We start from the raw sequence: 14,604 nt of genomic DNA, 5'->3' as shown, positions 1-14,604 counted from the left end.
AAGAGGTGTATAAGAGACAAGTACGCCTTCGCCGGCAAGCCTGGCTCCTACAGGTCCAATTCTTTCCTTAACTGATCGCAATGAGGGCTTGCCCTCACTAATGATTAATTCTTGGCCTGCAACGCCTCAAGCTTCGCCATCACCCCCGCCGCCGTCTGCTCGCCCATCAACTGCTCCCGCACCTTGCCCTTGTTATCGATGATGTAAGTCACCGGCAGCGCTTCACTGCGGGGCAATTCGAAGATATCCGCCGGGTCCTGGGCCAGCACGGTGAATTTGATCCCCAGTTTCTCGGCGGCGCTTTTCAGCTCTTCGCCCTGCACATTATCGAAGTTGACCCCGAACACACCGATTTTCTTGCCCTTGAGTTGCTCGGCCAGATTGTTCAACTCCGGGATTTCGGTCCGGCACGGGCCGCACCATTCGGCCCAGTAATTGAGCACCAGCCATTGTTTGTCCAAACGCTCGGCGGCGACTTTATGGCCGTTCTGGTCGATGCCATAGTCATTACCGCAGCCCCCCAGCAATAACACCCCGATGATCGCCAATGCCGCCGCCAGTCGCCTTGTCATGTCTCAATCCTTGTCAAAAATGAAATGCACCTGCGACCCATCGCCTCCCAAGGTTCTGGATTACGCGCCGCGCAGTTAGAATAGCCGCCACCTTACGCAAGATGCGACCCGCACATGACCGATCTGACGCTTTATCACAACCCGCGCTGCTCGAAATCCCGCGGTGCGCTCGAACTGCTCCAAGGTCGTGGGCTGACCCCGACCGTGGTCCGCTACCTGGAAACCCCGCTGGACGCCGCGCAAATCCAGAGCCTGCTGACCAAACTCGGCATCAGCGCCCGGCAACTGCTGCGCACCGGTGAGGACGAGTACAAAGCCCTCAACCTGGCCGACAGCAGCCTGACTGAAGAGCAATTGATCGCCGCCATCGCCGCGAACCCGAAACTGATGGAGCGACCGATTCTCGAAGTCGGCGACAAAGCCATCATCGGTCGCCCACCGGAGAATGTGCTGGAGTTGTTGCCGTGAGCGCGCCATACATTCTGGTGCTGTATTACAGCCGCAGCGGCTCGACCAATGAAATGGCCCGGCAGATTGCCCGTGGCGTCGAGCAGGCCGGTATGGAAGCGCGCCTGCGCACCGTGCCCGCGATCTCCACCGAATGCGAAGCCGTGTCGCCGGACATTCCCGATGAAGGTGCGCTGTACGCCAGCCTCGACGACTTGAAGAACTGCGCCGGCCTGGCCCTGGGCAGCCCGACTCGCTTCGGCAACATGGCCGCACCGCTCAAATACTTTCTCGATGGCACCAGCAACCTGTGGCTGACCGGCGCCCTGGTGGGCAAACCGGCCGGGGTCTTCACCTCGACCGCGAGCCTGCACGGCGGTCAGGAAACCACCTTGCTGTCGATGATGTTGCCGTTGCTGCACCACGGCATGTTGATCACCGGCCTGCCTTACAGCGAATCGGCGCTGCTGGAAACCCGCGGCGGCGGTACGCCTTACGGCGCCAGTCATCACGCCGGTGCCGATGGCAAAAGCGGCTTGAATGAACATGAAGTCGCACTGTGCCGGGCCTTGGGCCTGCGGTTGGCGAAGACTGCGCAAAAGTTGGTGAGCTGATATGGCTAAAAAGCCGAAGATTCTGCCTTCCATCGAATGGCTCGAACCGCGAGTACGGGCGATGCGTGTCATCAGCCTGCTGTGCTTTCTCGGTCTGGTGGGGCTGCTCTGCGCCTACTACCTGGTATTCGCCGACCTGCATGGCGCGCGGCCGTGGGTGATTTTGCTGATCGAACTCGTGCCGTTGCTGATACTGGCGCCAGGCATGATAACCGGCAGCACCCGCGGGCATTCGTGGATGTGTTTTGTGGTGAACCTGTATTTCATCAAGGGCGCATTGGCCGCCTATGACCCGAACCGGCAGCTGTTCGGTTTACTGGAGATGGGCGCGAGCCTGGCGGTGTTCTGCTCGGCAATGTTGTATGTGCGGTGGCGGTTTCAGTTGAACCGCAAGTTGGCGGGTGAAGGCGAGACTTCCGCAGCCTGACACACCTCTATCGCGAGCAGGCTCGCTCCCACAGGGGATTTGTGAACGACGCCAATCCAATGTGGGAGCGAGCCTGCTCGCGATGCGGGCGACTCGGTCTCAATGATTCACTGTGTACGCCAGCATCATCGAAATCTGGCTCATCGGCCGCCCACCGCTCTCTTCGTGCCACTGGTTGAATACACCCTGCACCGTGGCCAGATCCCGCAAACTGCTCGGCACCTTGTCGACGATCTTCTGCGCACTCAGCGCCGCGACCACGTCGTAGCTCGGCACGAAAGTGTCCTTGCCGACCATGCGCAAGAAGCGCGGCACCGATAACCCGCCCAACTGATGCCCATGCTTTTTCAGGTAGGTCCACAACCCGACGATATCGGTCACCGGCCAATCGGCGATCAGAGCACCAAAGCTGCCCTTCTCATGGGCCACGTCCAGAATGAACTGCGCATTGCGCGGCACGCTCTTGAGTTTGCCCAGGTGACGGATGATCCGTGCGTCCTGCATCAAGCGCTCCAGATGCTCGGCGCTCATCAGCACGACTTTTTCCGGGTCGAACTTGAAGAACACTTCTTCGAAGGCCGGCCACTTGGCATCCACCAGGCTGTGCTTGAGCCCGGCGCGGAACACGCGCAACGCCATGGTCGAGAGGTAGCGGTCGTCGCTGATCTTGCGCAATTGCGCCGGGGTCTTGGGAACGGGCAGATGGGCTTCCAGTTCAGCCGCCGAACCGAAGCGGTTCAGGCAGTATTCGTGCAGCCACTTGTAATCGCGCATGCCCTCTCCTGAGGATTGAAGCGAAAAATCAACTGTGGGAGCGAACCCGCTCGCGATGGCGCCGTATCAGTCAACACTGATGTGTCTGACAGAACGCTATCACGAGCAGGCTCGCTCCCACACAATTTGTGTCAGAGGTTTACTACGTTGACGAACCGCGAAGCGGCGGTTTCATCGATGCGCAGATTGGTGAAGTCGAACAGGTTGCGGTCCGCCAGTTGCGACGGGATCACGTTTTGCAGGCTGCGGAAAATGCTTTCGGTACGGCCCGGGGTTTTGCGTTCCCAGTCCAGCAGCATCTCTTTGACCACTTGGCGTTGCAGGTTTTCCTGGGAGCCGCAGAGGTTGCACGGGATGATCGGGAATTGCTTGAAGTCCGAGTAGGCCTGAATGTCTTTTTCGTTGCAGTAGGCCAGCGGGCGGATCACCACGTTGCGACCGTCATCGGCGCGCAGCTTCGGCGGCATGGCCTTGAGTGAACCGTTGAAGAACATGTTCAGGAAGAACGTCTCGACGATGTCGTCGCGGTGATGACCGAGGGCCATTTTGGTCGCGCCGATTTCATCGGCAAAGGTATAGAGCGTGCCGCGACGCAGGCGAGAGCACAGCGAGCAGGTGGTCTTGCCTTCCGGGATCAGCTCCTTGACCACCGAATAGGTGTCTTTCTCGACGATGTGGTACTCGATACCGAGTTCTTTGAGATAGGCCGGCAGCACGTGCTCGGGGAAACCTGGCTGCTTCTGGTCCATGTTCACGGCAACGATCTCGAACTTGATCGGAGCGACCTTCTGCAAATGCATCAACACGTCGAGCATGGTGTAGCTGTCCTTGCCACCGGACAGGCAGACCATGACCTTGTCGCCGTCTTCAATCATGTTGAAATCGGCGACAGCCTCACCGGCCTGGCGGCGAAGGCGCTTTTGCAGTTTGTTCTGGTTGACCGTAAGAGTGCCCATGACGCGAAATCCGTGAGGTGTGACGAAAGGCCGGCATTTTACGCAAAAACCCTTCAAGGGCGAAGAGCCCTGACGGATCGCCCCCTGTAGGAGCTGCCGAAGGCTGCGATCTTTTGATCTTGTTGTTAAAAAAGCAAAATCAAAAGATCGCAGCCTGCGGCAGCTCCTGCGAGATCTACATATTCACGATCTTCAGTCAATTCAGCACCGGCAAAGATCAAGTTCCCAATGCATTTGCGCGATTACCGGGGTGCTTTACAGCGCGATTTGCTCTAAAGCCCTCGCACTATTGCCGTTAACTCCTTTCTATACTGCGACATAAGGTCGCACACGTATTCAGACCTGTACTTACCTGGCCACTTTGGCCCGTAAGCGCTCCGCTGGGGGGCGATGGCAACAACAAGAGGAGTGACTGGCATGATCCATCACGTAGTGGGGCTCTTCACCCACCCTGACCAGGAATGGAAAGACATCCGTGGCGACCAGGAGGAAAGCATCAGCCACATGTACCTGACGCACACCCTGATTCTGGCGGCGATCCCCGCCGTGTCGGCATTTATCGGGACCACGCAGGTCGGCTGGGTCATCGGTAGCCGGGCACCGGTGATGCTGACCACGGAAAGCGCACTCTGGATGACCGTCATGTCGTACCTGGCGATGCTGGGGGGGGTCGCGGTAATGGGCGCCTTCATCCACTGGATGGCGCGCACCTATGACGCCAACCCGAGCCTGGCGCGCTGTGTCGCGTTCGCCACGTACACCGCGACACCGTTGTTCATCGGCGGCCTGGCGGCGCTGTACCCGCACATGTGGCTGGGGATGATCGTCGGCACCGCGGCCATCTGCTACACGGTGTACCTGCTGTATGTGGGCCTGCCGACCTTCATGAATATTCCGTCGGACGAGGGATTTCTGTTCTCAAGCTCCGTGCTCGCGGTTGGATTGGTGGTGTTGGTGGCCATCATGGCGTTCACGGTGATTGTCTGGGGACTTGGCGTGGGACCGGTCTATACGAATTAGCAACACACCCACCAAAAACAAGATCTGCCAATACAGGCCGCCGCAAGGCGGCCTTCTACTCTCTAAGAAAGAGCAGGAGCGACGACCATTCGGCGCCTGAACGATTCGCAAGTCCCGAGGGTTGCGGCATACTCGACGTCTCTGGAGATCCATCAAGCATGCCCGAGCAGCTCAATACCCGCGTCGAAGACTGTTTCCAACTAGCCGAATCCTTTTTCAAACGACCTTTCAAACGCCCCGTGGTGAGCCTCAAGCTGCGCGGGCAAAAAGCCGGCGTCGCGCATTTGCACGAGAACCTGCTGCGCTTCAATCCGCAGCTGTACCGGGAAAACACCGAAGATTTCCTCAAGCAGACCGTGGCGCATGAAGTGGCGCACCTGATCGCCCATCAACTGTTCGGCGACCGCATCCAGCCCCATGGTGAAGAGTGGCAATTGATCATGCGCGGCGTCTACGAACTGCCGCCCAATCGCTGCCACACCTATGACGTCAAGCGCCGCAGCGTGACCCGCTACATCTACAAATGCCCGTGCCCCGACAGCGATTTCCCGTTTTCGGCCCAGCGTCATGGTTTGGTGAGACAGGGGCGGCGGTATCTGTGCCGGCGGTGCAGAAGCACGTTGGTGTTCAGTGGGGAAATGCGGGTCGAGTAGCGGGATTTTTGGTGTTTGGGCCGGTGCCATCGCGAGCAGGCTCGCTCCCACAGGGATCTCCTGAGGACACATTAATTGTGAACGCCGCAGATCAAATGTGGGAGCGAGCCTGCTCGCGATGAGGCCCTGAACCCACACTACACAACCACCTTAATACGCCGCAGCTCTTCAATCCGCTCAACACTAAACCCCAACTCCCCCAACACTTGATCGGTATGCTGCCCCAGCACCGCCCCGATATGCCGTGGCTCAGGCAAGCCATCCGAAAACTTCAACGGGCAGGCCATCTGCGCCTGAGTCGAACCATCGCCCCGCGGCACGTTGGTGACCAGCTCCCGGGCCTGTAACTGCGGGTGCAGGAGCGCTTCACCCAGGCTCAACACCGGCTCGACGCATGCATCGAGTTCGGCAAACAACGCGCACAACTCGTCGAAATCGTATTTTTCGAATTCAACTTTCAACGCCTCCTTGAGTGCCTGTTGCCGGGCGGGTATGGGCGACAAGCCCTGGGCCGCCAGTTCCTCCACCCCCAGCGCCGTACACAGCTGTTTCATGAACGCTGGCTCCAGACTGCCCACCGATAACCAGCGCCCGTCGCGCGAACGGTAATAGTCGTAGAAGCTGCCGCCGTTGAGCATCTGGTCTTCCCTGCCCGGCTCCACGCCACAGGCCAGGTACCCGGCGCCGGCCATGGCGTTCAGGCTGAAGGCGCAGTCGGTCATGCTCACATCCAGATGCTGCCCCTGCCCGGTCTGCTGCCGCGCGATCACTGCGGCCAGCAGCCCGATCACCCCATGCAACGAACCGCCCGCGACATCCGCCACCTGCACGCCCAATGGCAATGGGCCGCTGTCGGCACGGCCGGTGTAGCTGGCCAGCCCCGCCAGCGCCAGGTAGTTGATGTCATGGCCGGCGCGATCCCGGTAGGGGCCGGTCTGGCCGTAGCCGGTGATCGACACATAAATCAGCCGCGGATTGATTGCCTTCAAGGCCTCATAACCCAGGCCCAAGCGTTCCATTGCCCCGGGACGGAACTGCTCCAGCACAATGTCGTAGTCCTGCAGCAATTGCTTGATCACCTCCAGCGCCTCGGGCTGCTTGAGGTCCAGGGCCAGGCTGCGTTTGTTGCGATTGAGGTACGCGTGGCTGGCCGACACGCCTTGATCATGGGGTGGCAGGACCCGCAACAGGTCCATGCGGGTCGGCGATTCGATGCGCAGCACCTCGGCGCCCATGTCTGCCAGCAGCAACGAGGCGAACGGCCCCGGCAGCAATGTCGAGAAATCCAGAACCTTGAGTGATGCCAGTGGGCCGAGCATGAGCAATCTCCGTCAACGATGCTTCCAGCCTAGGCAGCCAATGCCATTGCGGCAATCACCTGATGTGTCAGCAGCTGTGACCGTTACGCTCAAATCGCAGAAATGAAAAACCCGCCGAAGCGGGTTTTTCATTACAACAAGGCTTACTTGGCGTTCGTCGGGGTTGCCCCTTCGACGTGGCCCAGAACATCGTCTTTAGGCTCGTCGGCAATACCGCGACCGCCCGAGGCCAGTTCGGCTTGCAGTACGTCGGTATCCAGTTCCTTGACCCACTTGGCCACAACCAGGGTAGCGACGGCGTTGCCGACCAGGTTGGTCAGTGCGCGGGCTTCGGACATGAAGCGGTCGATACCGAGGATCAGCGCCAGGCCGGCAACCGGCAGGTGGCCAACGGCGGACAAGGTAGCGGCCAACACGATGAAGCCACTACCGGTTACGCCAGCAGCGCCTTTGGAGGACAGCAGCAACACCACCAGCAGAGTGATCTGGTGAGTGATGTCCATGTGAGTGTCGGTGGCCTGAGCAATGAACACCGCAGCCATGGTCAGGTAGATCGCCGTACCGTCGAGGTTGAACGAGTAACCGGTCGGGATCACCAGACCCACAACGGACTTCTGCGCGCCCAGACGCTCCATCTTGATCAGCATGCGTGGCAGTACCGATTCCGAAGAAGAGGTGCCCAACACGATCAGCAGTTCTTCACGGATGTAGCGAATCACTTTCAGCACGCTGAAGCCGTGAGCGCGAGCGATACCGCCCAGTACGACCAGTACGAACACGAGGCAAGTGATGTAGAAGCACGCCATCAACTGACCCAGTTGCACCAGCGAACCGACACCGTAGGCACCGATGGTGAACGCCATGGCGCCGAGGGCACCGAGTGGCGCGAGCTTCATGATCATGTTGATGATGTTGAACATCACGTGGGCAAAACGATCGATGAAGTCCAGGATCGGTTTGCCATAGGCACCCAGGCGATGCAGGGCGAAACCGAAGATCACCGAGAACATCAGCACTTGCAGAATATCGCCCGTGGCGAACGCGCCGATGATGGTGGACGGGATGACATTCAGCAGGAAGCCAATGACGCTTTGATCCGCACCAGCAGCAACGTAGGTAGCGATTTTGGAGGCATCCAGCGTGGTGACGTCGATATGCATGCCGCTACCCGGCTGCACGATGTTGACCACGACCAGACCGACCAGCAAGGCGATAGTCGAAACGATTTCGAAATACAGCAGCGCGTAACCGCCGGTCTTGCCGACCGACTTCATGTCCTGCATGCCCGCGATACCGCTGACGACGGTGCAGAAGATGATCGGAGCGATGATCATTTTGATCAGTTTGATGAACCCGTCACCCAGCGGCTTGAGGGCCACGCCGGTCTGCGGGTAGAAGTGACCGACCAGGATGCCGATGGCGATGGCAACGATCACCTGGAAATACAGGGATTTGTACAGTGGCTGACGAGTCGTCATTGCAAAGTTCCTCAAGAGTGCCCGGTGACAACATCCATCTGTTGCCCAAGGCACTTCAATTGCGAACCCTCCTGCACTGGAGGGATTTGTTTTGTCGAGCTGCGCGACGCAGGTCTCTGCGGCTTGTATCGCAAGGCTCGTGCCACCTTCGTCAAAACGCCGGCAAGCCTTTTGACATCAAGGGTTGCAAGTTTCTCCTTGCCACCAAATGATTACGCAAAAGTGGCGGATTTCCGCCAATCGACCAGACCTCGTCCTACAATTTGGCGGATATCCGCCTTGTTCGTCACCGGTCAGCGCGGCTACCATCCGTCGCTCAATGGACGGACATGCCTGCTATGCGCGAACGCACTATCGCCAGTCATTTCGCCCGTGCCGCCCTCGGTGGCGCGCGCCGCCTGGGTTATGACTATTCAAACCTGCTGCAACAACTGGGCATCAGCCCCGAGTTGCTGGATGAGCCGCGCGCGCGCATCGCGCCTGAGCAGTTCACTCGTTTGATCCAGGGTTTGTGGCTGGCACTGGACGACGAATACCTGGGATTCGGGCCGGTTCCGAGTAAAACCGGTTGCTTCGCGATGATGTGCCATGCCGTGATTCACTGCCGCAATCTGGAAAAAGCACTCCATCGCGGCTTATTGTTTTATAGCCTATTCCCCGACGGTCCGCGTCTGACCCTGACCCGCGAAGGCGAAATGGTCCGCCTGAGCCTCGATGATTCGAAGTTCCAGGATCCGGACCATTTCCTCACCGAGAGCCAGCTGATGGTGTGGCATCGGCTCGGCAGTTGGCTGATCGGCCAGCGCATGCGCCTGGAGCAGGCAACGTTCAGCTATCCACGCCCGGAACACGCCGGCGAATACGAATTGATGTTCCCCTGCCCGATGCAGTTTTGCGCGGCGCAGAGCAGCCTGCTGTTCCACAGCCGCTACCTGAACATGCCGCTGTTGCAGGACGAACGCACCCTCAAACATTTCCTCGAACACTCCCCCGCCGACCTGCTCTCGCGCCCGGATGACGGCGACAGCCTGAGCAGCCAGTTGCGGCGCTTGCTCAGCCGCGACAGTGCGCGCTGGCCAGACCTGGAAGCGGTGGCCGCGCACCTACACATCAGCCCACAAACCTTGCGTCGGCATTTGCGCGAGGAAGGCACGAGTTTTCAGGAGTTGAAGGACCAGTTGCGGCGGGACATTGCGATTTATCATTTGGGGCGCGCGGATCTGTCGTTGCAACAGATTGCCGAGCAGCTGGGGTTTTCCGAGCCTTCGGCGTTTCACCGGGCGTTCAAGAAGTGGACGGGGTTGACGCCTGGGGCCTATCGCGCTCAGGAGCTTTAAGATCAAAAGATCGCAGCCTCGTTTCACTCGACAGCGCCTACATGGGTTTTGTATTTCCCTGTAGGAGCTGTCGAGTGAAACGAGGCTGCGATCTTTTGCTTTTTCTGGCTAGCCTCGCGGATCGAAGTTATCCAGCACCCGATTGACTGCCAACTCACCCAGCATGACCACCGATTGAATCCCCAACATCACGTTGCGATGTGGCATGTCCATCAATCCGGCGAACTCACTGAGCATCATGCTGGCCGATGCCAGGGATTCGCAGGCGTTGATCAGCAGGGTTTCGTTATCGACCTCGGCGCCGACATGGTAAATGGTGCTGGGTTTGCGCTGGGTGTCTTTGGGGATGGGCGGTTTGAGGTAGTGATCAAGGGCGCGGTCGGCGGCTTCGTTGAGCTTTTTGGAATCGAGGGATTCGTAGGGGGATGTTGGATCGGTTTCCGGGGGATTGGGTGTTGGTTTGAACATGATGACTCTCCTACAGTAAATGGAGCCACCGAGACCTGTCGCTAAACAAGTATGGGTGGCGGCTGCACGCAGGTTAGCGAACCGGGTGTAGGCGCCCGGCAGACCCGAAGGTCTCCCACGCACAGCCGCCATAACTTCAATCGCAGACATGAACAATCTGAAAGAGAGTTGGGAGCGCTGTTGCGCCTACAAAGGTTCGGGTCGCTAAACCCGATCGCTGATTTGTCAGCGACCCGGAAACGATAGAGCCCGGCCTCAAGGCGCACAAGCCGGCGGATTCTGGCGCAGTCGTAGGCAGCGGCGCAAGGATGTGTAGCCTGGGAGAGTATCTGGAAGTGTCGTTTAAACAGCGCTTGTTTAGCGGTCTGACACCGAGACTTGTGGTGGCTGAACCGGCCTCATCGCGAGCAGGCTCGCTCCCACAGGGGAGTGGCTGTGAATACGGTATTTGTGAATGCCACAGATCCAATGTGGGAGCGAGCCTGCTCGCGATGAGGCCCGCCCAGCCAATCACTAAACCACCGGAAAATGAATCCGGAACGCCGCCCCGCCCATTGGCGAATCCCCCAGTGTCAGCTTGGCGCTATAGCTCTCGATAATGTCCTTGACCACCGCCAACCCGATCCCCTGCCCCGGATGCTGGCGATCCAGCCGCTCGCCCCGCTGCAGAATCCGCGCACGCTGATCCGGTGGCACGCCGGGGCCGTCGTCCTCGACGCAGAGCTCAATCCCGCTGAGGGTTTCACGCACGCTGATGCGCACTTCGCCGAGGCACAGGCGATAGGCGTTTTCCAACAGGTTACCCATCATTTCCAGCAAGGCGCCCTGCTCGATCGGCACGTAGCACTGCTCCGGCAGGTCGAAAGCGACGCGCACGTGTTTGTCACGATAGACCTTGTCCAGCGTGTCGCAGAGGCTTTGCAGCACCGGGCGCAGGCGCACCTGATGGCGCACCAGACCGCTTTTGCGCAGGCTGGCGCGTTGCAGCTGATAGCTGATCTGCTGACTCATGCGTTCGATCTGGGTTTGCAGCACCCAGGCCTGATTGCGCTCTTGCGGCTTTTTCGCCATGTCTTCGCTGACCCCTTGCAAGACCGTCAGCGGAGTTTTCAGGCTGTGGGCCAGATCGTCGAGGGAGTCGCGATAACGGCTGCGCTGTTCACGTTCACTGTGCAACAAGCGGTTGAGCGAGCCGGTCAGGCGCAGCAGTTCGCGCGGGTGTTGTTCGCTGAGGCTTTCTCGAGTGCCGCTTTCGATCTGGTCCAGCTCCTGGCTCAGCCGGCGCAATGCCTGCAAACCCCAGGTCAGGCCGATCCACAGTAAGGAGAGCAACACCAGCAAAGCTGCGCCGAAGCCCAGATAGAGGTTTTCCCGCAGGCCTTCGAGGGTGAGTTCGTATTCGCGCACCGGTTGCAGCGCGACGATGCTGAACGCGGCACTTTTGCCGCCGAGCAGTTTGACCTCGACGTCATAGACGAAGAACTCTTCACCATTGGCTTCGCGAATTCTCGCGAACTCGTTACCGCGCCCGTCGTAACGCGGCTTGTAATTGATGTTCTCTTCCTGGGTAGCCTTCGAGCGCCAGACCAGATGAGCTTCGCGATCATAGATGTAACCGAGCAAACGGCTGTCGGTCAGGTTGAAACGTTCATCAGGCAACTGCGCCGGCATCTGCAAGCGGTTGTTATCCACCCGCGCGGCGGAGATCAGCGTGGTGACGTCCGACGCCAGGCGCTGCTCGATGGAATCCTGCAACGCCAGGCTGAACGCACCCTGCATCGCTGGCAGCAACGCCAGCATGAACAACACCGCCAGGATCGTGGCGGCGAGCATCAAGCGGACACGAAGGGAACGAATCAAGTGCAGCGCTCATTGAACAGGTAGCCCAGGCCACGCACGGTATCGATCGGCTTGAAGCCGGCCGGGCCTTCGAGTTTGCGGCGCAAGCGGCCGACCAATACTTCAATCACATTTGGATCGCGCTCGCCGTCATCCGGGTAGAGCTGCTCCATCAGGCGGTCCTTGGCCACCACTTGCTGGTGATGCCGCATCAGGTACTCGAGGATCCGGTATTCGTAGGCGGTCAACGCAAGCGGTTGTTCATCGAGGGACGCCTGTTTGCGGTTGAGGTCCAGCAGCAAGGGACCGGCGACGATGGTCGACTGGGTGAAACCGCTGGAACGGCGCAGCAGGGCATTGAGCCGGGCGTCCAGCTCTTCGAACTGGAACGGCTTGACCACGTAGTCGTCGGCACCGGCGGCGAGGCCTTCGACCTTGTCTTGCCAGTTGCCGCGCGCGGTGAGGATCAGGATCGGAAAGGTCTTGCCCCGGGAGCGCAGTTGGCGGATCAGATCGAGCCCACCCATGCCCGGCAGACCGAGGTCGATCACCGCCAGGTCATGGTTGAACTGCTCGGCCTGATACAGCGCCTCCTCCGCGTTGGCCACGGACTCGACCACGTGACCGCTATCCGTCAGGCGGGTTTGCAGGTGATGGCGCAACAGCGCTTCATCTTCGACGACCAGCAATTTCATAACGCTCTCCTGGGCAAATCAATATCTCCAAAGGCGCAACACATACAAAGGCATGTGTACCTCGATGGCTAACATGGCGACGCCGGATCAACCTTGGGTTGATCCGGCGTGTGCACTAATGCCAGTAAGTTAAGGACTTGAACACCGCAGTCCTGTGGGAGCGAGCCTGCTCGCGATAGCGGCGGGTCAGCCAATATTAATGCTGAATTTACCGCCGTCATCGCGAGCAGGCTCGCTCCCACAAGTTCGCGCACCTTAACTTACCGGCCTCGACGCATACCCTCGCGAAACGCTTTTTAGAAAGCGTAGTTGGCGGACAGGTAAGTCTGGGCGCTGCTGGTCAAATCCAGCGAACCCTGTTTGCTGCCGCCGCGCTCGCTCATCTCGGTGCTGGCGTTGCTGCGCAGGTAACGGTAACCCAGCTCGACCGAGGTGTTTTGTGAAACTTGCTGCAATACACCCACCTGGCCACCGATGGCGTAACCGATGTCGCTGTCGCGACTGAAGCCTGGCGACTCCTGGGTCAGTTTGGTCAAACCGGCCGTGGCGCCGCCAAACAGTTTGGTGCTGCCCCCCACCGGGTAGAACAGATCGTAGCTGCCCAGCAGGTTTTCCTGGCGCAGTTTAATGCCATTATGCGAGCCCGACACATTGTCGTAAGTGGCGTAGTAGCGGCCCTTGCTGTCTTGCTGGCCCAGACGCACGCCCCAGGTGTTGTCCTTGCCGATCACACCGTCGGCGTTCGGGTGGTTGAGGTTGTCGTTCAGGGCGTTGGATTTTTTAACCTTGTCGCTGGTCTGGCCAAAGGTCAGGCCGGCAAAATTGGTGGTATCGGCGTGGGCCGCAACACTGGCGCCCATCATGGTGAAAGCCAGAAGCAGTTTTTTTAAAGTAGTCATTGGGGAGTTTCCTCATGCGCTATGTGCTTTTTGGGTACGGGGCAAGGTTACGCACCCGGCCCTGAACTCCCCCTGAACGCACTCTGAACCTAAGCTGAATCACATCGACTACGCTGTTTTGACGTTTTTTAATAAGGAGATTGATCATGCGCGTGTTTCTCGCCCTCGTATTACTGGCTCTTAGCGGGCTCAGCCAGGCCGCCATCCAGACCCGGGAAATTCCGTACCAGAGTGCCGACGGTACCCAACTGATCGGCTACTACGCCTACGACGACACCATCAAAGGCCCGCGCCCGGGCGTGGTAGTCGTGCATGAGTGGTGGGGCCTCAACGACTACGCCAAGCGCCGCGCCCGTGATCTGGCGGGTCTGGGTTACAGCGCATTGGCCATCGACATGTATGGCGACGGCAAGAACACCGAACACCCCAAGGACGCCATGGCGTTCATGCAAGCCGCCTCGAAAGACAGCGCAGCGGCCAGTGCGCGGTTTCAGGCCGGCCTCGACTTGCTGAAGAAACAGCCGCAAACCGATCCGGCCAAACTGGCGGCCATCGGTTATTGCTTCGGCGGCGCAGTGGTGCTGAATGCAGCACGTCAGGGCTTGCCGCTGGCGGGCGTGGTGAGTTTCCACGGTGCGCTGGCGACCAACACACCGGCAACCCCGGGCAGTGTGAAAGCGAAAATCCTGGTGGAGCATGGCGCGCTGGACAGCATGGTGACGGCGGATAACGTGGCGGCGTTCAAGGCGGAAATGGACAAGGCCGGTGCCGACTATAAGTTTGTCAGCCTCGAAGGCGCCAAACACGGGTTCAGCAATCCCGATGCGGATCGTCTGAGCCATGGTGACCACGGCGGGCCGGACATTGGTTATAACAAGGCCGCGGATGAGAAGTCCTGGGCGGACATGCAGGCGTTTTTCAAGAAGATTTTTGGTTAAACCGGTAGACCGCGTCGCGGCCATCGCGAGCAGGCTCGCTCCCACAGGGATTTGTGAAGTTGCATATATCCAGTGTGGGAGCGAGCCTGCTCGCGATAGCCGCACCGCAGATATGAACCTTGGGACTACCCAGCCTCAAGGCAACCCGGCAAAATGCCCGTCATGAAT

The 14,604-nt window shown here is 59.3% G+C and carries 16 protein-coding genes; 7 read left to right on the top strand and 9 right to left on the bottom strand.

All coding sequences use genetic code 11. The annotated features are described in order from the left end of the window. Window positions 1–104 precede the first annotated feature (104 nt). Window positions 105–572 (bottom strand): TlpA family protein disulfide reductase, encoded by a 468-nt coding sequence (locus KGB14_RS21665; RefSeq protein ID WP_223488733.1) that lies wholly within the window; start codon window positions 570–572, stop codon window positions 105–107. 114 nt (window positions 573–686) lie between these two features. On the opposite strand from KGB14_RS21665, the gene arsC reads away from it, so the two are divergent. Genes arsC through KGB14_RS21650 form a run of 3 tightly spaced genes read left to right on the top strand, consistent with a single transcriptional unit; the run spans window position 687 to window position 2,060 of the window. Then, entirely contained in the window at window positions 687–1,040 is a 354-nt protein-coding gene (gene arsC / locus KGB14_RS21660) for an arsenate reductase (glutaredoxin) (RefSeq protein ID WP_223488732.1), read from the top strand. Further along, window positions 1,037–1,633, top strand: a complete 597-nt coding sequence (wrbA, locus tag KGB14_RS21655; protein ID WP_223488731.1) for an NAD(P)H:quinone oxidoreductase — start codon at window positions 1,037–1,039, stop codon at window positions 1,631–1,633. Before arsC ends, wrbA begins: the two co-directional genes overlap by 4 nt. A 1-nt stretch (window position 1,634) precedes the next feature. Next, complete coding sequence (locus KGB14_RS21650) at window positions 1,635–2,060, top strand: DUF2069 domain-containing protein (RefSeq protein ID WP_223488730.1); 426 nt, start codon at window positions 1,635–1,637, stop codon at window positions 2,058–2,060. Between the two features lie 99 nt (window positions 2,061–2,159). On the opposite strand, the gene KGB14_RS21645 is transcribed toward KGB14_RS21650, so the two are convergent. Both KGB14_RS21645 and ttcA read right to left on the bottom strand, forming a co-directional pair. Next, entirely contained in the window at window positions 2,160–2,834 is a 675-nt protein-coding gene (locus tag KGB14_RS21645; protein WP_223488729.1) for a DNA-3-methyladenine glycosylase I, read from the bottom strand. A gap of 131 nt (window positions 2,835–2,965) precedes the next feature. Then, window positions 2,966–3,790, bottom strand: coding sequence for a tRNA 2-thiocytidine(32) synthetase TtcA (gene ttcA / locus KGB14_RS21640; protein ID WP_223488728.1), 825 nt, complete (start codon window positions 3,788–3,790; stop codon window positions 2,966–2,968). Window positions 3,791–4,207: 417 nt separating this feature from the next. On the opposite strand from ttcA, the gene KGB14_RS21635 reads away from it, so the two are divergent. Beyond that, window positions 4,208–4,810 (top strand): Yip1 family protein, encoded by a 603-nt coding sequence (locus tag KGB14_RS21635; protein WP_223488727.1) that lies wholly within the window; start codon window positions 4,208–4,210, stop codon window positions 4,808–4,810. Between the two features lie 158 nt (window positions 4,811–4,968). Next, a complete protein-coding gene (locus KGB14_RS21630) occupies window positions 4,969–5,463 on the top strand; it encodes a SprT family zinc-dependent metalloprotease (protein ID WP_110964473.1) in 495 nt (164 codons plus the stop codon). A 137-nt stretch (window positions 5,464–5,600) separates the two neighbouring features. On the opposite strand, the gene KGB14_RS21625 is transcribed toward KGB14_RS21630, so the two are convergent. Together KGB14_RS21625 and KGB14_RS21620 are read right to left on the bottom strand one after the other, a co-directional pair. Then, a complete protein-coding gene (locus KGB14_RS21625) occupies window positions 5,601–6,782 on the bottom strand; it encodes a CaiB/BaiF CoA transferase family protein (protein ID WP_223488726.1) in 1,182 nt (393 codons plus the stop codon). A gap of 143 nt (window positions 6,783–6,925) precedes the next feature. Next, window positions 6,926–8,260: a dicarboxylate/amino acid:cation symporter gene (locus tag KGB14_RS21620; RefSeq protein WP_223488725.1), complete on the bottom strand. Its 1,335-nt coding sequence runs from the start codon at window positions 8,258–8,260 to the stop codon at window positions 6,926–6,928. Between the two features lie 338 nt (window positions 8,261–8,598). Here KGB14_RS21620 and KGB14_RS21615 point away from each other — a divergent pair, with 338 nt between their 5' ends. Continuing rightward, on the top strand, window positions 8,599–9,597 hold the full coding sequence (locus tag KGB14_RS21615) for an AraC family transcriptional regulator (RefSeq protein WP_223488724.1): 999 nt from the start codon (window positions 8,599–8,601) through the stop codon (window positions 9,595–9,597). 108 nt (window positions 9,598–9,705) lie between these two features. Here the strand turns inward: KGB14_RS21615 and KGB14_RS21610 are convergent, their stop codons facing one another. The 4 genes from KGB14_RS21610 to KGB14_RS21595 form a co-directional block, all read right to left on the bottom strand. Then, complete coding sequence (locus KGB14_RS21610) at window positions 9,706–10,065, bottom strand: DUF6124 family protein (protein ID WP_223488723.1); 360 nt, start codon at window positions 10,063–10,065, stop codon at window positions 9,706–9,708. Window positions 10,066–10,578: 513 nt separating this feature from the next. Beyond that, window positions 10,579–11,925, bottom strand: a complete 1,347-nt coding sequence (locus tag KGB14_RS21605; protein WP_223488722.1) for an ATP-binding protein — start codon at window positions 11,923–11,925, stop codon at window positions 10,579–10,581. Further along, window positions 11,922–12,599, bottom strand: coding sequence for a response regulator (locus tag KGB14_RS21600; protein WP_007899104.1), 678 nt, complete (start codon window positions 12,597–12,599; stop codon window positions 11,922–11,924). Before KGB14_RS21600 ends, KGB14_RS21605 begins: the two co-directional genes overlap by 4 nt. Before the next feature lie 296 nt (window positions 12,600–12,895). Beyond that, window positions 12,896–13,498, bottom strand: a complete 603-nt coding sequence (locus KGB14_RS21595) for a porin family protein (protein WP_223488721.1) — start codon at window positions 13,496–13,498, stop codon at window positions 12,896–12,898. 146 nt (window positions 13,499–13,644) lie between these two features. Here KGB14_RS21595 and KGB14_RS21590 point away from each other — a divergent pair, with 146 nt between their 5' ends. Next, window positions 13,645–14,436 carry a dienelactone hydrolase family protein gene (locus tag KGB14_RS21590; protein ID WP_223488720.1) on the top strand — a complete coding sequence of 264 codons (792 nt, stop codon included), beginning with the start codon at window positions 13,645–13,647 and terminating at the stop codon, window positions 14,434–14,436. Window positions 14,437–14,604 lie beyond the last annotated feature (168 nt).

This window comes from Pseudomonas sp. A-RE-19 (assembly GCF_019956555.1).
Taxonomy (GTDB): domain Bacteria; phylum Pseudomonadota; class Gammaproteobacteria; order Pseudomonadales; family Pseudomonadaceae; genus Aquipseudomonas.
This window is presented reverse-complemented; position numbering and strand designations above follow the sequence as displayed.